The sequence below is a fragment of the Streptomyces sp. cg40 genome (assembly GCF_050320165.1).
GTDB lineage: Bacteria > Actinomycetota > Actinomycetes > Streptomycetales > Streptomycetaceae > Streptomyces > Streptomyces hokutonensis.
This window is the reverse complement of the sequence record NZ_CP190128.1, coordinates 3,216,399-3,232,653: the sequence shown is the minus strand read 5'-3', so window position 1 is coordinate 3,232,653 and position 16,255 is coordinate 3,216,399. Positions and strand designations below refer to the sequence as shown.

The window sequence follows — 16,255 nt, the reverse complement described above, 5'->3', positions numbered from 1 at the left end:
CGGAGGGTGTGCGGACGATGTGCGAAGCTGCCGAACTGTTATGGCCTGGTTCAGGCAGGGTGAAACACTGGGCAGGATTCTGGTGAAGGTCCGGGCAGGCCGGGTGTCTTCTGTGTACTGCGGGCGGCAGGCCTTGTTGAAGGCCGGTAATCCGGGCAGAGATACGCGGCAGTGACCGAAACGCCGAGCAGCAGCACCCAGCACAGCAGTAGCAGCAATGGTCGACCCCTGCGGGAGGGACACAGTGGAGTCTGGCGCAGCGACGCGGGCCACCAAGACGCGCGCGAAAGGCGGACAGTCCCTGAAGAACCAGCGCAAACCGCGCAATGGGACCACGGAAGTGGACGCGGCCTCCTTGGACCGGCTGCTGACCGCTCTGGTCGCCATGCGGGACGGGAACTTCCGCAAGCGGCTCACGGTGTCCGGCGACGGCGTGATGTCGGAGATCGCCGCCGTGTTCAACGAGGTGGCCGACCGCAATCTGCACCTCACGGGTGAGCTGTCGCGGGTACGGCGCATGGTCGGCCGTGAGGGAAAGCTCACGGAGCGGCTCGAGACGGGCGCCTGCGAGGGTTCCTGGGCCTCGGCCATCGATGCCTCCAACGCCCTCGTGGACGACCTCGTACGGCCCGTCTCAGAGGTCGGACGGGTGCTCTCCGCGGTGGCCGAGGGTGATCTGTCGCCGCGCATGGAGCTGCGGACGCAGGCGCAGGACGACGGGAACGGGCATCCGCTGCGCGGGGAGTTCCTGAAGGTCGGGCGGACCGTCAACAATCTGGTCGACCAGCTGTCGACGTTCACCGACGAGGTCACGCGCGTGGCCAGCGAGGTGGGCACCGAGGGCAAGCTCGGCGGTCAGGCACGCGTGCGAGGCATGTCCGGCTCCTGGAAGGACCTCACGGAGTCCGTCAACACGATGGCGTACCGGCTGACGGCCCAGGTGCGGGACATCGCGCTGGTGACCACGGCGGTCGCGAAGGGCGACCTGTCGCGGAAGGTCACCGTTCATGTCGCCGGCGAGATGCTGGAGCTGAAGAACACCGTCAACACGATGGTGGACCAGCTGTCCTCGTTCTCCTCCGAGGTGACGCGAGTCGCGCGCGAGGTGGGCACCGAGGGCGAGTTGGGCGGCCAGGCGCAGGTGCCGGGTGTGGCCGGGGTGTGGAAGGACCTCACCGACTCGGTGAACATCATGGCCGGCAACCTGACGGCCCAGGTGCGCGGGATCGCCCAGGTGACGACGGCTGTCGCCAACGGTGACCTGTCGCAGAAGGTGACCGTGTCGGCGCGGGGCGAGGTCGCCCAGCTCGCCGAGACGATCAACCAGATGACCGAGACGCTGCGTACGTTCGCCGACGAGGTCACGCGCGTGGCCAACGAGGTCGGTGCCGAGGGGCAGCTCGGCGGGCAGGCGAACGTGCCGGGTGCGGCGGGGACGTGGAAGGACCTCACCGACTCGGTGAACACGGTCTTCCGGAACCTGACGATCCAGGTGCGGGACATCGCCGCCGTGACGACCGCGGTGGCGAGCGGTGACCTGTCCCAGAAGGTCACGGTGAACGTCGCCGGCGAGATGCTGGAGCTGAAGAACACCGTCAACGGGATGGTCGATCAACTGTCCTCGTTCGGTGCCGAGGTCACGCGCGTGGCGCGCGAGATCGGTGTCGAGGGTGAACTGGGCGGCCAGGCGCAGGTGCCCGGCGCGGCCGGTACGTGGAAGGACTTGACCGACTCGGTCAACACCGCATTCCGCAACCTCACCGGCCAGGTGCGCAACATCGCCCAGGTGACGACGGCCGTGGCCAACGGCGACCTCTCCCAGAAGGTCACCGTCGATGTCTCCGGTGAGATGCTTCAGTTGAAGAACACCGTCAACACGATGGTCGACCAACTGTCGTCGTTCGCGGACCAGGTGACCCGCATGGCCCGGGACGTGGGCACCGAGGGCCGTCTCGGCGGTCAGGCGCGCGTGGACGGCGTCTCGGGCACCTGGAAGGAACTCACCGACTCCGTCAACTCGATGGCCGGGAACCTGACCTCCCAGGTGCGCAACATCGCCCAGGTGACCACGGCGGTGGCCCAGGGAGACCTGTCCCAGAAGATCGACGTGGACGCGCGCGGCGAGATCCTGGAGCTGAAGAACACCATCAACACGATGGTGGACCAGCTGTCCGCGTTCGCCGACCAGGTGACCCGGGTGGCCCGCGATGTGGGTACCGAGGGCCGGCTCGGCGGGCAGGCGCAGGTGCCGGGTGTCGCCGGTGTGTGGCGCGACCTGACCGACTCGGTGAACGGCATGGCCGGCAACCTCACCGCCCAGGTGCGCAACATCGCGCAGGTCGCTACCGCGGTGGCCCGGGGTGACCTGTCCCAGAAGATCACCGTGGACGCGCGCGGGGAGATCCTGGAGCTGAAGAACACCCTGAACACGATGGTCGACCAGCTGTCCTCGTTCGCGGAGGAGGTCACGCGCGTGGCCCGCGAGGTGGGCACCGAGGGGCAGTTGGGCGGTCAGGCCGAGGTGCAGGGTGTCTCCGGCACCTGGAAGGACCTCACGCAGTCGGTGAACTTCATGGCGAACAACCTGACCATCCAGGTGCGCCAGATCGCCGAGGTCACGACCGCCGTCGCCAAGGGCGACCTGTCCAAGAAGATCACTGTTGACGCGAAGGGCGAGATCCTTGAGCTCGTCACGACGGTCAACACCATGGTTGATCAACTCTCGTCGTTCGCCGAGCAGGTGACCCGGGTGGCCCGTGAGGTGGGCACCGAGGGCATCCTGGGCGGCCAGGCCCATGTGCCGGGCATCACGGGCATCTGGAAGGACCTCAGCGGCAACGTCAACCTGATGGCCAACAACCTGACCATGCAGGTGCGGAACATCTCCCAGGTCGCGGCGGCCGTCGCCAACGGCGACCTGACCCGGACGGTGACGATCGAGGCGCGCGGCGAGGTCCAGCAGCTCGCCGACACCTTCAACACCATGGTGAAGACGCTGAGTTCGTTCGCCGACCAGGTGACCAAGGTGGCCCGCGAGGTGGGCACGGACGGCATCCTGGGCGGCCAGGCGCACGTGCCGGGTGTGGCGGGCACCTGGAAGGACCTCACCGACTCGGTGAACGGCATGGCGTCCAACCTGACCGGCCAGGTGCGCAACATCGCGATGGTCACCACGGCCATCGCCAAGGGCGACTTGACCAAGAAGATCGACATTGACGCCCGCGGCGAGATCCTGGAACTCAAGACGACGATCAACACCATGGTTGATCAGCTGTCCAGTTTCGCCGAGGAGGTCACCCGGGTGGCCCGCGAGGTGGGCACGGAAGGCCAGTTGGGCGGTCAGGCACGCGTGCGTGACGTCGACGGCACCTGGCGCGACCTCACCGAGTCCGTGAACGAGATGGCCGGGAACCTGACCCGCCAGGTGCGCGCCATCGCGCGCGTGGCGACCGCGGTGACCCGGGGCGACCTGAACCTGAAGATCGACGTGGACGCGTCCGGGGAGATCCAGGAACTCCAGGACTACATCAACAAGATGATCGCCAACCTGCGCGACACCACGATCGCCAACAAGGAGCAGGACTGGCTCAAGGGCAACCTCGCCCGCATCTCCGCGCTGATGCAGGGCCGCCGCGACCTGGACGACGTCGCCTCGCTGATCATGAGCGAGCTGACCCCGGTGGTCTCCGCCCAGCACGGCGCGTTCTTCCTCGCGCTGCCCCTGGCGGACGCGGAGGGCGAGGACGCGTACGAACTGCGCATGCTCGGCTCCTACGGCTACTCGATGGGCTCCATGCCGACGTCGTTCAGGCCCGGTGAGGCGCTGATCGGGACGGCCGCCCAGGAGCGGCGCACGATCCTCGTGGAGAACGCGCCCAGCGGCTATCTGAAGATCTCCTCGGGGCTCGGGGAGGCGCCGCCGGCGCAGGTGATCGTGTTGCCGGTGCTGTTCGAGGCGAAGGTGCTCGGCGTCATCGAGCTGGCCTCCTTCACGCCCTTCACACAGATCCAGAAGGACTTCCTCAACCAGATCGCCGAGATGATCGCGACCAGCGTCAACACCATCTCCGTCAACACCAAGACGGAGCTGCTGCTGAAGCAGTCCCAGGAGCTGACCGAGCAACTCCAGGAGCGGTCGGCCGAGTTGGAGAACCGGCAGAAGGCCCTCCAGTCGTCCAACGCCGAACTGGAGGAGAAGGCCGAGCTGCTGGCCCAGCAGAACCGGGACATCGAGGTGAAGAACACCGAGATCGAGGAGGCCCGGCAGGTCCTGGAGGAGCGCGCCGAGCAGCTCGCCGTGTCGATGCGCTACAAGAGCGAGTTCCTCGCCAACATGTCGCACGAGCTGCGCACCCCGCTCAACTCGCTGCTGATCCTGGCCAAGCTGCTCGCCGACAACGCGGAGGGGAACCTCTCCCCGAAGCAGGTCGAGTTCGCCGAGACGATCCACGGGGCCGGCTCCGACCTGCTCCAGCTGATCAACGACATCCTGGACCTGTCGAAGGTCGAGGCGGGCAAGATGGACGTCTCCCCGACACGCATCGCGCTCGTCCAACTCGTCGACTACGTAGAGGCCACTTTCCGCCCGCTGACCGCGGAGAAGGGCCTTGACCTGTCCGTCCGGGTCTCGCCGGAACTGCCCGCCACACTCCACACCGACGAGCAACGGCTGCTCCAGGTGTTGCGCAACCTGCTGTCCAACGCGGTGAAGTTCACCGACTCCGGAGCGGTCGAACTGGTCATCCGGCCGGCCGGCGCCGATGTGCCGGTGGCCATCAGGGAGCAGCTCCTGGAGGCCGGTTCGCTGCGGGACGCGGACGCCGACCTGATCGCGTTCTCGGTGACCGACACCGGGATCGGGATCGCGGGCAGCAAGATGCGGGTCATCTTCGAGGCGTTCAAGCAGGCGGACGGTACGACCAGCCGCAAGTACGGCGGTACGGGCCTCGGGCTGTCGATCTCCCGGGAGATCGCGCAGCTGCTCGGTGGTGAGATCTTCGCGCAGAGCGAACCGGGACGCGGTTCGACGTTCACGCTGTATTTGCCGCTGCACCCGAGCGAACTGCCCCCGCAGGGCTACCAGCAGCTGCCCGCGCTGGAGGCGGGCGACCTCTTGGCGTCCTCCGCCGCGGAGCTCGCCGAGCTGTCGGAGCGCAGCGAGGTGGACATCGAGACGCCGGCCGAGGTGAAGTCGTACCACGAGACGCAGAACGGTGCCGCCGCGCTCTTCAGGAGGCGCCGCAGGGCCGTGGAGCAGTCCGCCCTGCTGGGGCAGACCGTTCGGGACCAGTGGGCGTCCGAGGAGACTGCGCCCCCGTCGCGCCGTGGGATCCGGTTCAACGGGGAGAAGGTGCTGATCGTCGACGACGACATCCGCAACGTCTTCGCGTTGACGAGCGTCCTGGAGCAGCACGGGCTGTCCGTGCTGTACGCGGAGAACGGCCGTGAGGGCATCGAAGTCCTGGAGCAGCACGACGATGTGACGGTCGTTCTGATGGACATCATGATGCCCGAGATGGACGGATACGCGACGACGACCGCGATCCGCAGGATGCCGCAGTTCGCCGGGCTGCCGATCATCGCGCTGACCGCGAAGGCGATGAAGGGCGACCGGGAGAAGGCGATCGAGTCCGGCGCCTCGGACTACGTCACCAAGCCGGTCGATCCCGATCACCTGCTGTCGGTGATGGAGCAGTGGATGCGTCCGGAGTGAGGGAAACGACCGGGCCTGACGGGAAAGCGGTGGGAACGGTGCGGGGAACGTCCGGTGTGCACTCGGAGTTGCTGACTCAGTGTGTCCGAAGCCGTGTAGAAGCGCGGGATTCGGGGAACCTTCTGGTCTCCCGCTACGTTTCTGCTTCGTGCACAGTGACATCGCGGTGACAGGGTGTGGCGACAGGCGGGGTGCGGCTACCATGACCGGCACAAGGACGGGCGGCGCAAGAGAGCCGTCCTCTGGGGCGGCGCCCGGTGCACATCCGGGGCGAGGAGGGCGGGCCATGGTGCAGAAGGCCAAGATCCTTCTGGTCGATGACCGGCCGGAGAATCTGCTTGCGCTGGAGGCCATCCTCTCTGCGCTCGATCAGACACTGGTTCGGGCATCGTCCGGGGAGGAAGCGCTCAAAGCACTGCTCACGGACGACTTCGCGGTCATTCTGCTGGACGTTCAGATGCCGGGCATGGACGGTTTCGAAACCGCCGCGCACATCAAGCGACGGGAGCGGACCCGGGACATCCCGATCATCTTCCTCACCGCGATCAACCACGGCCCGCACCACACCTTCCGGGGGTACGCGGCGGGCGCGGTCGACTACATCTCCAAGCCGTTCGACCCGTGGGTGCTGCGCGCGAAGGTCTCGGTCTTCGTCGAGCTGTACATGAAGAACTGCCAACTGCGGGAGCAGGCGGCCCTGTTGCGGCTCCAGCTGGAGGGCGGCGGCAAGCCCGCGGTCGGCGCGGCCAAGGAGCCGGCCGGACTGCTCGCCGAGCTGTCCGCGCGGCTCGCGGCCGTCGAGGAACAGGCCGAGGCGCTGTCCAAGCAACTCGACGACGAGTCGGCGGACGCGGCCGCCGTGGCCACCGCGGCCCATCTCGAACGCAAACTCACCGGACTGCGCAGGGCACTCGACGCCCTGGAGCCGGGCACCGGCACCGGAGCACCTTCGCTCCCGTCCCAGAACTGACGTCCGCCGCGGGCGCAGTTGTGCGTGAGCGAGCGTCAGTTCCCCGTCCCGTACGGGCGACACGAACGGGTGAAGCAGTGGGCACACGTGTCCCCTGCGCTCTCCACAGGTAACCTCACACCTATGGCCTCACGTCCCTCCGCAGCCAAGAAGCAGCCCGCCAAGAGGGCTGCTCCGGCGAAGGCTCCGGCGAAGAAGGCCGCCGCGAAAAGGGCTCCGGCGAAGAAGGCGGTCGCCAAGAAGACCGCCCGCCCGGCGCCCAAGCCCGCGCCCAGCCCCACCGGTGGCATCGTCAAGCTCGTGCGCGCCATCTGGCTCGGCACCGCGCACGCCGTCGGCGCCGTGTTCCGCGGCATAGGGCAGGGCGCGAAGAACCTCGACCCGGCGCACCGCAAGGACGGCGTGGCTCTGCTCCTGTTCGGCCTCGCACTGATCGTCGCCGCCGGCACCTGGGCCGATCTGCGCGGCCCGGTCGGCGACCTCGTCGAGATCCTCGTGACGGGCGCCTTCGGCCGCCTCGACCTGCTCGTGCCGATACTGCTCGCGGTGATCGCCGTGCGCTTCATCCGCCACCCGGAGAAGCCCGAGGCCAACGGCCGCATCGTGATCGGCCTGTCCGCGCTCGTCATCGGCGTCCTCGGTCAGGTCCACATCGCCTGCGGCGCACCCGCCCGCAGCGACGGCATGCAGGCGATAAGAGACGCCGGCGGCCTCATCGGCTGGGGGGTGGCGACCCCGCTGACGTACACCATGGGCGAGGTGCTCGCCGTACCCCTGCTCGTGCTGCTCACGATCTTCGGGCTGCTGGTCGTGACGGCCACACCCGTCAACGCCATCCCACAGCGCCTGCGGCTGCTCGGGGTGAAGCTCGGCATCGTCCACGAACCGGAGGACGAGGACGAGTTCGGCGAGGACGACGAGCGCTACGACGAGCAGTGGCGCGAGGCGCTGCCCGCGCGCCCCCGCAAGCGCGACGGCGACCCCGAGGTGTACGACCCCGACAGCGCCGAGCAGGAGGCCCTCACCAGGCGCCGGAGCCGCCCCAGGCGCTCCGCGGTGCCCCAGCCCGAGATGCACCGCCCCATGGACGCCGTGGACGTCGCAGCGGCCGCCGCAGCGGCGCTCGACGGGGCGGTCCTGCACGGCATGCCGCCCTCGCCGATCGTCGCCGACCTCACCCAGGGCGTACGGGTCGGAGGCGACCGCGAGGACACCACGCCGACGCCCGTGCCGGCCCCCGCCGCGCGCCCCAAGCAGGAGAAGCTCAAGGCCGAGGTCATGGACCTCACCAAGGCGCCCCCGGAGGAGGTCCGCGACCTCCCGCCGCGTGCCGAGCAGCTCCAGCTCTCCGGCGACATCACGTATTCGCTGCCCTCGCTCGACCTCCTCACGCGCGGGGGCCCCGGCAAGGCGCGCAGCGCCGCGAACGACGCCGTGGTCGCCTCCCTGACGAACGTCTTCTCCGAGTTCAAGGTCGATGCCGCCGTCACCGGCTTCACGCGCGGGCCCACGGTCACCCGCTACGAGGTCGAGCTCGGCCCGGCCGTCAAGGTGGAGCGGATCACCGCTCTCACGAAGAACATCGCCTACGCCGTCGCCAGCCCCGATGTACGGATCATCAGCCCGATCCCCGGCAAGTCCGCGGTCGGCATCGAGATCCCGAACACGGACCGGGAGATGGTCAACGTAGGAGACGTCCTGCGCCTGGCGGACGCGGCCGAGGACGACCACCCGATGCTCGTGGCGCTCGGCAAGGACGTCGAGGGCGGCTACGTCATGGCCAACATGGCGAAGATGCCGCACATCCTGGTGGCCGGTGCCACCGGCTCCGGCAAGTCGTCCTGCATCAACTGTCTGATCACGTCGATCATGTGCCGCGCGACTCCCGAGGACGTCCGTATGGTCCTCGTCGACCCCAAGCGCGTCGAACTGACCGCCTACGAAGGCATCCCGCACCTGATCACGCCGATCATCACCAACCCGAAGCGGGCCGCAGAGGCGCTCCAGTGGGTCGTACGCGAGATGGACCTCAGGTATGACGACCTCGCTGCCTTCGGGTATCGGCACATCGACGACTTCAACCAGGCGATCCGCGACGGCAAGCTGAAGACTCCGGAGGGCAGCGAGCGCGAGCTCAAGACCTATCCGTACCTCCTGGTGATCGTCGACGAGCTGGCCGACCTGATGATGGTCGCCCCGAGGGACGTCGAGGACTCGATCGTGCGCATCACGCAGCTCGCGCGCGCGGCCGGCATCCACCTGGTGCTCGCGACACAGCGCCCCTCCGTGGACGTCGTCACCGGTCTGATCAAGGCGAACGTGCCCTCCAGGCTCGCGTTCGCCACCTCCTCGCTCGCCGACTCCCGGGTCATCCTCGACCAGCCCGGCGCCGAGAAGCTGATCGGCAAGGGCGACGGGCTGTACCTGCCGATGGGTCAGAACAAGCCCACCCGTATGCAGGGCGCCTTCGTCACCGAGGACGAGATCCACGCCGTCGTGCAGCACTGCAAGGACCAGATGACCCCGGTCTTCCGGGAGGACGTCACCGTCGGCACCAAGCAGAAGAAGGAGATCGACGAGGACATCGGCGACGACCTCGATCTGCTGTGCCAGGCGGCCGAGCTGGTCGTGTCCACGCAGTTCGGGTCCACCTCGATGCTCCAGCGCAAGCTGCGCGTCGGCTTCGCCAAGGCCGGGCGGCTCATGGACCTCATGGAGTCCCGGGGCATCGTCGGGCCCAGTGAGGGGTCCAAGGCGCGTGACGTTCTGCTGAAGGGCGACGAGCTGGACGGTGTGCTCGCGGTGATCCGCGGGGAGTCCGAGGGCTAGGAACGGGTAGGCGTTTCCCCGAAGGGGCGCGACCGGCCGTGACTCACCCGTTAGAGATCGTCGGGCAACCGTTTCCCTTTGCCGTACGTCAAGTTGAGCGAGAGGACAGACAGGGCTCCCACCATGGGGTCCGTGTCTGGCCCGCCATCGGTCTGTCCGGCCATACCGATGGCGTACAAAGTCCCACCGCCCGGTTGCCCCACCCTTTCATACCCCCCCTAGACTGAACCTCCAGCACAGGCGGCTACACGCTCGAAAGGCGCCCCCGTGTCCATCGGCAACTCCCCTCAAGACGAGCGTCCGTTCGAAGACGGTCGCTCCGAAGACGGTCATGAGGAAGCAGCCCGCCCTTCCGTCGGCCGAGCCCTGCAGCAGGCACGTATCGCCGCCGGGCTGACCGTCGACGACGTCAGCAGTGTCACCCGGGTCCGCATCGCCATCGTGCACGCCATCGAGGCCGACGACTTCACGCCCTGCGGCGGTGACGTCTACGCGCGCGGGCACATCAGGACCCTCGCCAGGGCCGTCCACATCGATCCCGCCCCGCTTCTCGCCCGCTACGACGACGATCACGGCGGACGCCCGGCCCCGACGCCGGCGGCACCTCTGTTCGAGGCGGAACGCATCCGTCCCGAGCGGCGCGGGCCCAACTGGACCGCCGCCATGGTCGCCGCGATCGTCGCGGTGGTCGGCTTCGTCGGATTCACCGCCTTCAAGGGCGGCGACAGCGACGCCGACGCCAAGTCGCAGGTCGCCCAGGGAGCCACGCCCAGCGCCAGCAAACCCGCCAAGCCGACACCCTCGAACACCGACTCCGCCACCCCGAAGTCCGACCCCTCCGACAGCGCCATCGCCGCCGCTCCGCAGGACAAGGTGACGGTCCAGGTGACCGCGGTCGACGGCCGCAGCTGGATCTCCGCCAAGGACCACAACGGCCGGATGCTCTTCGACGGACTCCTCAAGAAGGGCGAGTCCAAGACCTTCCAGGACAGCTCGAAGGTCAACCTGATCCTCGGCGACGCCGGTGCGATCCAGCTCTACGTCAACGGCAAGAAGATCGAGGACGACTTCCAGCCCGGAGCGGTGGAGCGCCTCACGTACACGAAGGGCGACCCCGAGGTCGGATAAGCGGTCCGACGGAGTGGTTGCTCAAGGGGTTGGCCAAGATCGGCCAACCCCTTCGACGTGGGGTGTCAGTGGGACGAAGTAGTCTTGAGCCCATGCCTGAACGCCGTACCGTCGCACTCGTCACTCTTGGCTGCGCCCGTAACGAGGTGGACTCGGAGGAGCTCGCAGGCCGCTTGGAGGCGGACGGCTGGCAACTCGTGGAGGACGCCGAGGACGCGGACGTCGCCGTCGTCAACACCTGTGGCTTCGTCGAGGCCGCCAAGAAGGACTCCGTAGACGCCCTCCTGGAAGCCAACGACCTCAAGGGCCATGGCAGAACGCAGGCCGTCGTGGCGGTGGGCTGCATGGCCGAGCGGTACGGCAAGGAACTCGCCGAGGCGCTGCCCGAGGCCGACGGAGTGCTCGGCTTCGACGACTACGCCGACATCTCCGACCGCCTCCAGACCATCCTGAACGGCGGCATCCACGCCTCGCACACCCCGCGCGACCGCCGCAAGCTGCTGCCGATCAGCCCCGCCGAGCGGCAGGAGTCCGCCGCCGACGTGGCGCTGCCCGGCCACGGCCCGGCCGACCTCCCGGACGGCCTCGCGCCCGCCTCGGGCCCCCGCGCGCCCCTGCGCCGCCGCCTGGACGGTTCCCCGGTCGCCTCGGTGAAGCTCGCCTCCGGCTGCGACCGGCGCTGCTCCTTCTGCGCCATCCCGTCCTTCCGCGGCTCCTTCATCTCCCGCCGCCCCAGCGACGTCCTCAACGAGACGCGCTGGCTGGCCGAACAGGGCGTCAAGGAGATCATGCTGGTCTCCGAGAACAACACGTCCTACGGCAAGGACCTGGGCGACATCCGCCTCCTGGAGTCGCTGCTGCCCGAACTGGCCGACATCGACGGCCTGGAGCGCGTGCGCGTCAGCTACCTCCAGCCGGCCGAGATGCGCCCCGGGCTCATCGACGTGCTGACCTCGACACCGAAGATCGCGCCCTACTTCGACCTGTCCTTCCAGCACTCCGCGCCCGACGTGCTGCGCTCCATGCGCCGCTTCGGCGACACCGACCGCTTCCTCGAACTGCTCGACACCATCCGCTCCAAGGCCCCGCAGGCCGGCGTGCGCTCGAACTTCATCGTCGGCTTCCCCGGCGAGACCGAGTCCGACCTCGCCGAACTGGAGCGCTTCCTGAACGGCGCCCGCCTGGACGCCATCGGTGTCTTCGGCTACTCCGACGAGGAGGGCACCGAGGCGGCGACGTACGACAAGAAGCTCGACCAGGACGTCGTCGACGCGCGGCTCGCGCACATCTCGCGGCTCGCCGAGGAACTCGTCTCGCAGCGCGCCGAGGAGCGCGTCGGCGAGACCGTGCACGTGCTGGTGGAATCGGTGGACTCCGAGGACGGCGCCTACGGCCGCGGCGAGCACCAGGCGCCGGAGACGGACGGCCAGGTGCTCCTCACGAGCGGCGAAGGCCTGAGCGTCGGCCGTATGGTCGAGGCGAAGGTGGTCGGTACGGAAGGTGTCGACCTGGTGGCCGAGCCGCTCCAGGGCTCGCTCGCGTGTAGTGAGGAGGCGGGCAGATGACCGGAGTCCCGGCATCGGCGGCGGGCGGCACCTCCAGCGCGAACGGCGCGCCCGCGAGCGCGGGTTCCGGTGCGGCCTCCGGTGGCGCCCCTTCCGGCGCGATGTCGGGCAGTGTCTCCGGCGATGTCCCCTCCGGGGGAGTCTCGCCCGGCGGTGCCTCCGGTGTGGTCGAATCGGGCGTGCCGGGCGGCCCTAAGCCGGCGCGTGGCGCGAAGGTCGTCGCCGCCGCCGTCAACCAGGCGAGCGTCTGGAACATCGCCAACTTCCTGACCATGCTCCGGCTGCTGCTCGTCCCCGGCTTCGTCGCCCTGATGCTGGCCGACGGCGGGTACGACCCGGCGATGCGCTCGTTCGCCTGGGCGGCATTCGCCATCGCCATGATCACCGACCTGTTCGACGGCCATCTGGCGCGCACCTACGACCTCGTCACCGACTTCGGGAAGATCGCCGACCCCATCGCCGACAAGGCGATCATGGGCGCGGCACTGATCTGTCTGTCCTCGCTCGGCGACCTGCCGTGGTGGGTGACCGTCGTCATCCTCGGCCGGGAACTCGGGATCACGCTGCTGCGTTTTCTCGTCATCCGGTACGGCGTGATTCCCGCGTCGCGCGGCGGCAAGCTGAAGACGCTCACGCAGGGCGTGGCTGTAGGCATGTATGTGCTGGCGCTCACGGGATGGCTGGCCACCCTGAGGTTCTGGGTGATGGCCGCGGCGGTCATTTTGACCGTGCTGACCGGGCTCGACTATGTGAGACAGGCCATTGTGCTGCGCAGGCAGGGAATCGCCGAGCGCATGGCGGCGTCGGAGGAGACGGAAGCGTGAGTTCCACGGCCACTGAAGTGGTGCGACTACTGAACGTGAGCGGTGCGACGCTCGCTGTCGCCGAGTCGCTCACTGGTGGTCTGGTTGCGGCGGAGATCACATCGGTGCCCGGAGCCTCCAAGGCCTTCCGCGGTTCGGTCACCGCCTATGCCACCGAACTGAAGCACCAGCTGCTCGGTGTCGACGCCGCCCTGCTGGCCGAGCGCGGGGCCGTAGACGCGCAGGTCGCGGCCCAGATGGCGGCCGGTGTACGGAAGGCGCTGGGCGCCGACTGGGGCATCGCGACGACCGGTGTGGCGGGCCCGGAGCCGCAGGACGGGCAGCCCGTGGGCACCGTTTTCGTGGCCGTGGACGGGCCCTTTGGCCCGGATTCGGATGGAGCCGGTGGCGGGAAAGTGGCCGCGCTGCGGTTGAACGGCGGCCGGGCGGAAATTCGTAGAGAGAGTGTACGGAGCGTACTCGCGCTGCTTCTGGAGCGGCTCGTGAGCGAACAGACCGGGAATGAGCGGGCACAGGATACGGAACAGAACGGGGGGTTTTGATGTTTGCAGCCCTGAGTGAACACGACATCGCTCCCCGCACGGCCGCGGCGCAAGGCGGTACGGTGGGGCGAGAAGGATGCGGCTACGCGGTCCGAGGAGGGAGCCACCGATGATTCTGCTCCGTCGCCTGCTGGGTGACGTGCTGCGTCGGCAGCGCCAGCGCCAGGGCCGTACTCTGCGCGAAGTCTCCTCGTCCGCCCGAGTCTCACTCGGCTATCTCTCCGAGGTGGAGCGGGGGCAGAAGGAGGCTTCCTCTGAACTGCTCTCCGCCATCTGCGACGCGTTGGACGTACGGATGTCCGAGCTCATGCGGGAAGTGAGCGACGAGCTCGCTCTCGCCGAGCTGGCCCAGTCTGCTGCGGCCACCGATTCCGTGCCCACGTCGGTACGCCCGATGCTGGGTTCCGTGTCGGTGACCGGTGTGCCACCGGAACGGGTGACCATCAAGGCCCCCGCCGAAGCGGTGGACGTGGTCGCCGCGTGACGCTGACGCCGGTCTGAGCCGATGCGGCGCCGACCGGCACTGAAGATGTGCTGAGGGCCCCGGCCGGGGCTTCTCCAGTGAGAGCTGGAGAGGTGCGGTCGGGGTCTTTCGTGTTCCGGGCGCCATGTACGGCCGGGCGCCTTGTTGGTCCGCTGCGGTCCGTTTGCCGGTGTGGCCCAGTGCGGTCATGGTTGAGGCGGGTGGTGCGTCCGTGTGCCGTCGATGCGCCCTCCTCGCGGATGACCGCGGCGGTCTAGCGTCCGGCTGGAGGTGGCGGCCATGGCGGGGCGGACAGTGCGCTGGGGGGCTGCGCTGGGGTTCGGCGCGCTGTGGTGGTGGGCCGTGCTCCGTCTCGCCCTGACGCCGCACGCGGGTGCGCTGGAGGGGGCGGTCGCGGCCGGGGGATGGGGGCTGAGTCTGCTCCCGGTGCACTGCATGCCCAAGGCGCGGGCGGCGGGAGCAGTGGCCGCGGGGCGGTGGAGGCAAGCATGGCGGACGTCGGCCGCTGGGGCGGTGTCCGTCACCACGGCATCGCCACGCCCCCGTTCGGACGGAGGATCTGACCCGTCGTGAACGACGATGCGTCGGACGCCAGATACAGCACGGCGTGGGCGATGTCCTCCGGCTCACCTACCCGGCCCAGCGGCGACAGCCGGGCCATCATCGCCTCGGTACGGGCCTGCGCCTCGCCCTCGTGGTGATCGGTCATGGGCGTGCGGATCCAGCCCGGCGCGACGGCGTTGACGCGGATGCCGTGTCGGCCGACCTCCGTCGCCAGCGTCTTCGTCAGCTGGACGACCGCCGCCTTCGCGGCGCTGTAGCAGAGCAGCCCGGACCCTCCGGTGTCGATCGCGCCCGAGGCCATGGTGACGATGCTGCCCCCGGTGCCCCGGTCGAGCATCAGCCGGGCCGCTTCCTGGCAGGCGTACAGCACCCCCTTGAAGTTGACGCTCAGCACCCGGTCGAGATCCTCGTCGCGGGTCTCCAGAACCGTGCTGCTGTGCATGATCCCGGCCACCGCGGCCATCACATGCAGCGTCTCGCAGGACTCGACGGCCTGCCGGACCTGCGCGCGATCGGTGACGTCGAGGTGGTGGGTGCGGGCGGTGCCGCCCTGGTCCTTGATCAGGGTCGCCGTCTCGTGCAGACCCTGTGTGTCACGGTCGGCGCAGTGCACGGTGGCACCCGCCCCGGCGAGCAGCGCGGCCGACGCGCGGCCGATACCGCTGGCGGCGCCGGTGACGAAAGCGGTGCGTCCGGTGAGGTCGTACGCCTTGACGGGCATGCAGCGACGGTACGAGGGTTTCTGACGGATCGTCAATTAGTCGTACGGCGTTGAGTTCCGCGAGGTGAGGAGGTGCCGGGCGCCGGTCCCACCTGGCAGGTCGGGCACCAGTAGGTGGGGCGCTCGCGCGAGCCGTCGCCCTGGTCGGCCGTGCGGATCGGGGTGCCGCAGCGCAGACAGGGGCGGGGTGCGCGGCCGTAGACGAACAGGTCGGGGGTGTGGGGGCCGCCTGCGGCGCGGTGCGCGGAGCCGTTCGTGATGTTGCTCGTGGTGTTGCGGACCGGGCGGTCGCGGTTGGTCTCCAGGAGGCGCTTGGCGATGGCGGGGAGTTTTGCTGCACGGTCGGCCGGGAGGCCGCCGATGGGGAGCCAGGGGGTGGCGCCGAGGAGGAAGCAGAGTTCGCTTTTGTAGATGTTGCCGATGCCCGCGAGGTTGCGCTGGTCGAGGAGGGCCTCGCCGAGGGGGCGGGTGGGGTCGGCGAGGAGGTTGGCGAGCGCCTGCTCGGGGTTCCAGTCGGGGCCCAGGAGGTCGGGGCCGAGGTGGCCCACGGCGCGGTGCTCGTCGATGGTGCGGAGGAGTTCCAGGACGGGGAGGCGGTAGCCGACGGCCGTGCGGTCGGCGGTGCCGAGGATCGCGCGGATCTGGTGGGCCGGGCCGCCACCGCTCCAGCGCTGACCGTTGGCGTACACCCGCCAGGTGCCGTCCATGCGCAGGTGCGAGTGGAGGGTGAGGCCGCCCTCGACACGGGTCAGCAGGTGTTTGCCCCGGGGCGTGACGTCCAGGACGGTGCGGCCGGTGAGGTCCGCCGTGGCGTACTTGGGCACCCTGAGGTCGCTGCGGGTCAGCACCTTGCCCGCGAGGGCCGTGTGGAGGCGCTTCGCGGTCTGCCAGACGGTGTCGCCTTCAGGCATGGGT

The 16,255-nt window shown here is 69.0% G+C and carries 11 protein-coding genes; 9 read left to right on the top strand and 2 right to left on the bottom strand.

All coding sequences use genetic code 11. The annotated features are described in order from the left end of the window. Nucleotides 1-244 precede the first annotated feature (244 nt). The 9 genes from ACQHII_RS14000 to ACQHII_RS13960 all read left to right on the top strand — a co-directional run bounded on the left by ACQHII_RS14000 (nucleotide 245) and on the right by ACQHII_RS13960 (nucleotide 14,628). A complete protein-coding gene (locus tag ACQHII_RS14000; protein ID WP_427919627.1) occupies nucleotides 245-5,713 on the top strand; it encodes a HAMP domain-containing protein in 5,469 nt (1,822 codons plus the stop codon). A 286-nt stretch (nucleotides 5,714-5,999) separates the two neighbouring features. Next, the gene (locus ACQHII_RS13995) at nucleotides 6,000-6,683 is read left to right on the top strand and encodes a response regulator (RefSeq protein ID WP_200714639.1); all 684 of its coding nucleotides are present in this window, start codon (nucleotides 6,000-6,002) and stop codon (nucleotides 6,681-6,683) included. A 123-nt stretch (nucleotides 6,684-6,806) separates the two neighbouring features. Further along, entirely contained in the window at nucleotides 6,807-9,512 is a 2,706-nt protein-coding gene (locus tag ACQHII_RS13990) for a DNA translocase FtsK (protein WP_427919626.1), read from the top strand. A gap of 267 nt (nucleotides 9,513-9,779) precedes the next feature. Further along, nucleotides 9,780-10,640 (top strand): helix-turn-helix domain-containing protein, encoded by an 861-nt coding sequence (locus tag ACQHII_RS13985; protein WP_427919625.1) that lies wholly within the window; start codon nucleotides 9,780-9,782, stop codon nucleotides 10,638-10,640. A 92-nt stretch (nucleotides 10,641-10,732) separates the two neighbouring features. Next, nucleotides 10,733-12,205, top strand: coding sequence for a 30S ribosomal protein S12 methylthiotransferase RimO (gene rimO / locus ACQHII_RS13980; protein ID WP_427919624.1), 1,473 nt, complete (start codon nucleotides 10,733-10,735; stop codon nucleotides 12,203-12,205). Further along, nucleotides 12,202-13,029 (top strand): CDP-diacylglycerol--glycerol-3-phosphate 3-phosphatidyltransferase, encoded by an 828-nt coding sequence (pgsA, locus tag ACQHII_RS13975; RefSeq protein WP_427919623.1) that lies wholly within the window; start codon nucleotides 12,202-12,204, stop codon nucleotides 13,027-13,029. Before rimO ends, pgsA begins: the two co-directional genes overlap by 4 nt. Continuing rightward, nucleotides 13,026-13,571, top strand: coding sequence for a CinA family protein (locus ACQHII_RS13970; RefSeq protein WP_427919622.1), 546 nt, complete (start codon nucleotides 13,026-13,028; stop codon nucleotides 13,569-13,571). The genes pgsA and ACQHII_RS13970 overlap by 4 nt, the downstream gene beginning before the upstream one ends. Nucleotides 13,572-13,680: 109 nt before the next feature. After that, nucleotides 13,681-14,055, top strand: coding sequence for a helix-turn-helix domain-containing protein (locus tag ACQHII_RS13965; protein ID WP_019075583.1), 375 nt, complete (start codon nucleotides 13,681-13,683; stop codon nucleotides 14,053-14,055). Nucleotides 14,056-14,334: 279 nt separating this feature from the next. Further along, nucleotides 14,335-14,628 carry a hypothetical protein gene (locus ACQHII_RS13960; RefSeq protein WP_427919621.1) on the top strand — a complete coding sequence of 98 codons (294 nt, stop codon included), beginning with the start codon at nucleotides 14,335-14,337 and terminating at the stop codon, nucleotides 14,626-14,628. Here ACQHII_RS13960 and ACQHII_RS13955 read toward each other — a convergent pair. Together ACQHII_RS13955 and ACQHII_RS13950 are read right to left on the bottom strand one after the other, a co-directional pair. Next, complete coding sequence (locus tag ACQHII_RS13955; protein WP_427919620.1) at nucleotides 14,576-15,340, bottom strand: SDR family NAD(P)-dependent oxidoreductase; 765 nt, start codon at nucleotides 15,338-15,340, stop codon at nucleotides 14,576-14,578. The genes ACQHII_RS13960 and ACQHII_RS13955 overlap by 53 nt on opposite strands. 32 nt (nucleotides 15,341-15,372) lie before the next feature. Continuing rightward, entirely contained in the window at nucleotides 15,373-16,251 is an 879-nt protein-coding gene (locus tag ACQHII_RS13950) for an Fpg/Nei family DNA glycosylase (protein ID WP_427919619.1), read from the bottom strand. Nucleotides 16,252-16,255: the final 4 nt, after the last annotated feature.

Excerpts from the sequence above, each read along its gene's own strand:
- ACQHII_RS13995 (WP_200714639.1), top strand. The coding sequence starts at position 6,000 with ATGGTGCAGAAGGCCAAGATCCTTCTGGTCGATGACCGGCCGGAGAAT.
- ACQHII_RS13990 (WP_427919626.1), top strand. The coding sequence starts at position 6,807 with ATGGCCTCACGTCCCTCCGCAGCCAAGAAGCAGCCCGCCAAGAGGGCT.
- rimO (WP_427919624.1), top strand. The coding sequence starts at position 10,733 with ATGCCTGAACGCCGTACCGTCGCACTCGTCACTCTTGGCTGCGCCCGT.
- pgsA (WP_427919623.1), top strand. The coding sequence starts at position 12,202 with ATGACCGGAGTCCCGGCATCGGCGGCGGGCGGCACCTCCAGCGCGAAC.
- ACQHII_RS13965 (WP_019075583.1), top strand. The coding sequence starts at position 13,681 with ATGATTCTGCTCCGTCGCCTGCTGGGTGACGTGCTGCGTCGGCAGCGC.
- ACQHII_RS13960 (WP_427919621.1), top strand. The coding sequence starts at position 14,335 with ATGGCGGGGCGGACAGTGCGCTGGGGGGCTGCGCTGGGGTTCGGCGCG.
- ACQHII_RS13955 (WP_427919620.1), bottom strand. The coding sequence starts at position 15,340 with ATGCCCGTCAAGGCGTACGACCTCACCGGACGCACCGCTTTCGTCACC.
- ACQHII_RS13950 (WP_427919619.1), bottom strand. The coding sequence starts at position 16,251 with ATGCCTGAAGGCGACACCGTCTGGCAGACCGCGAAGCGCCTCCACACG.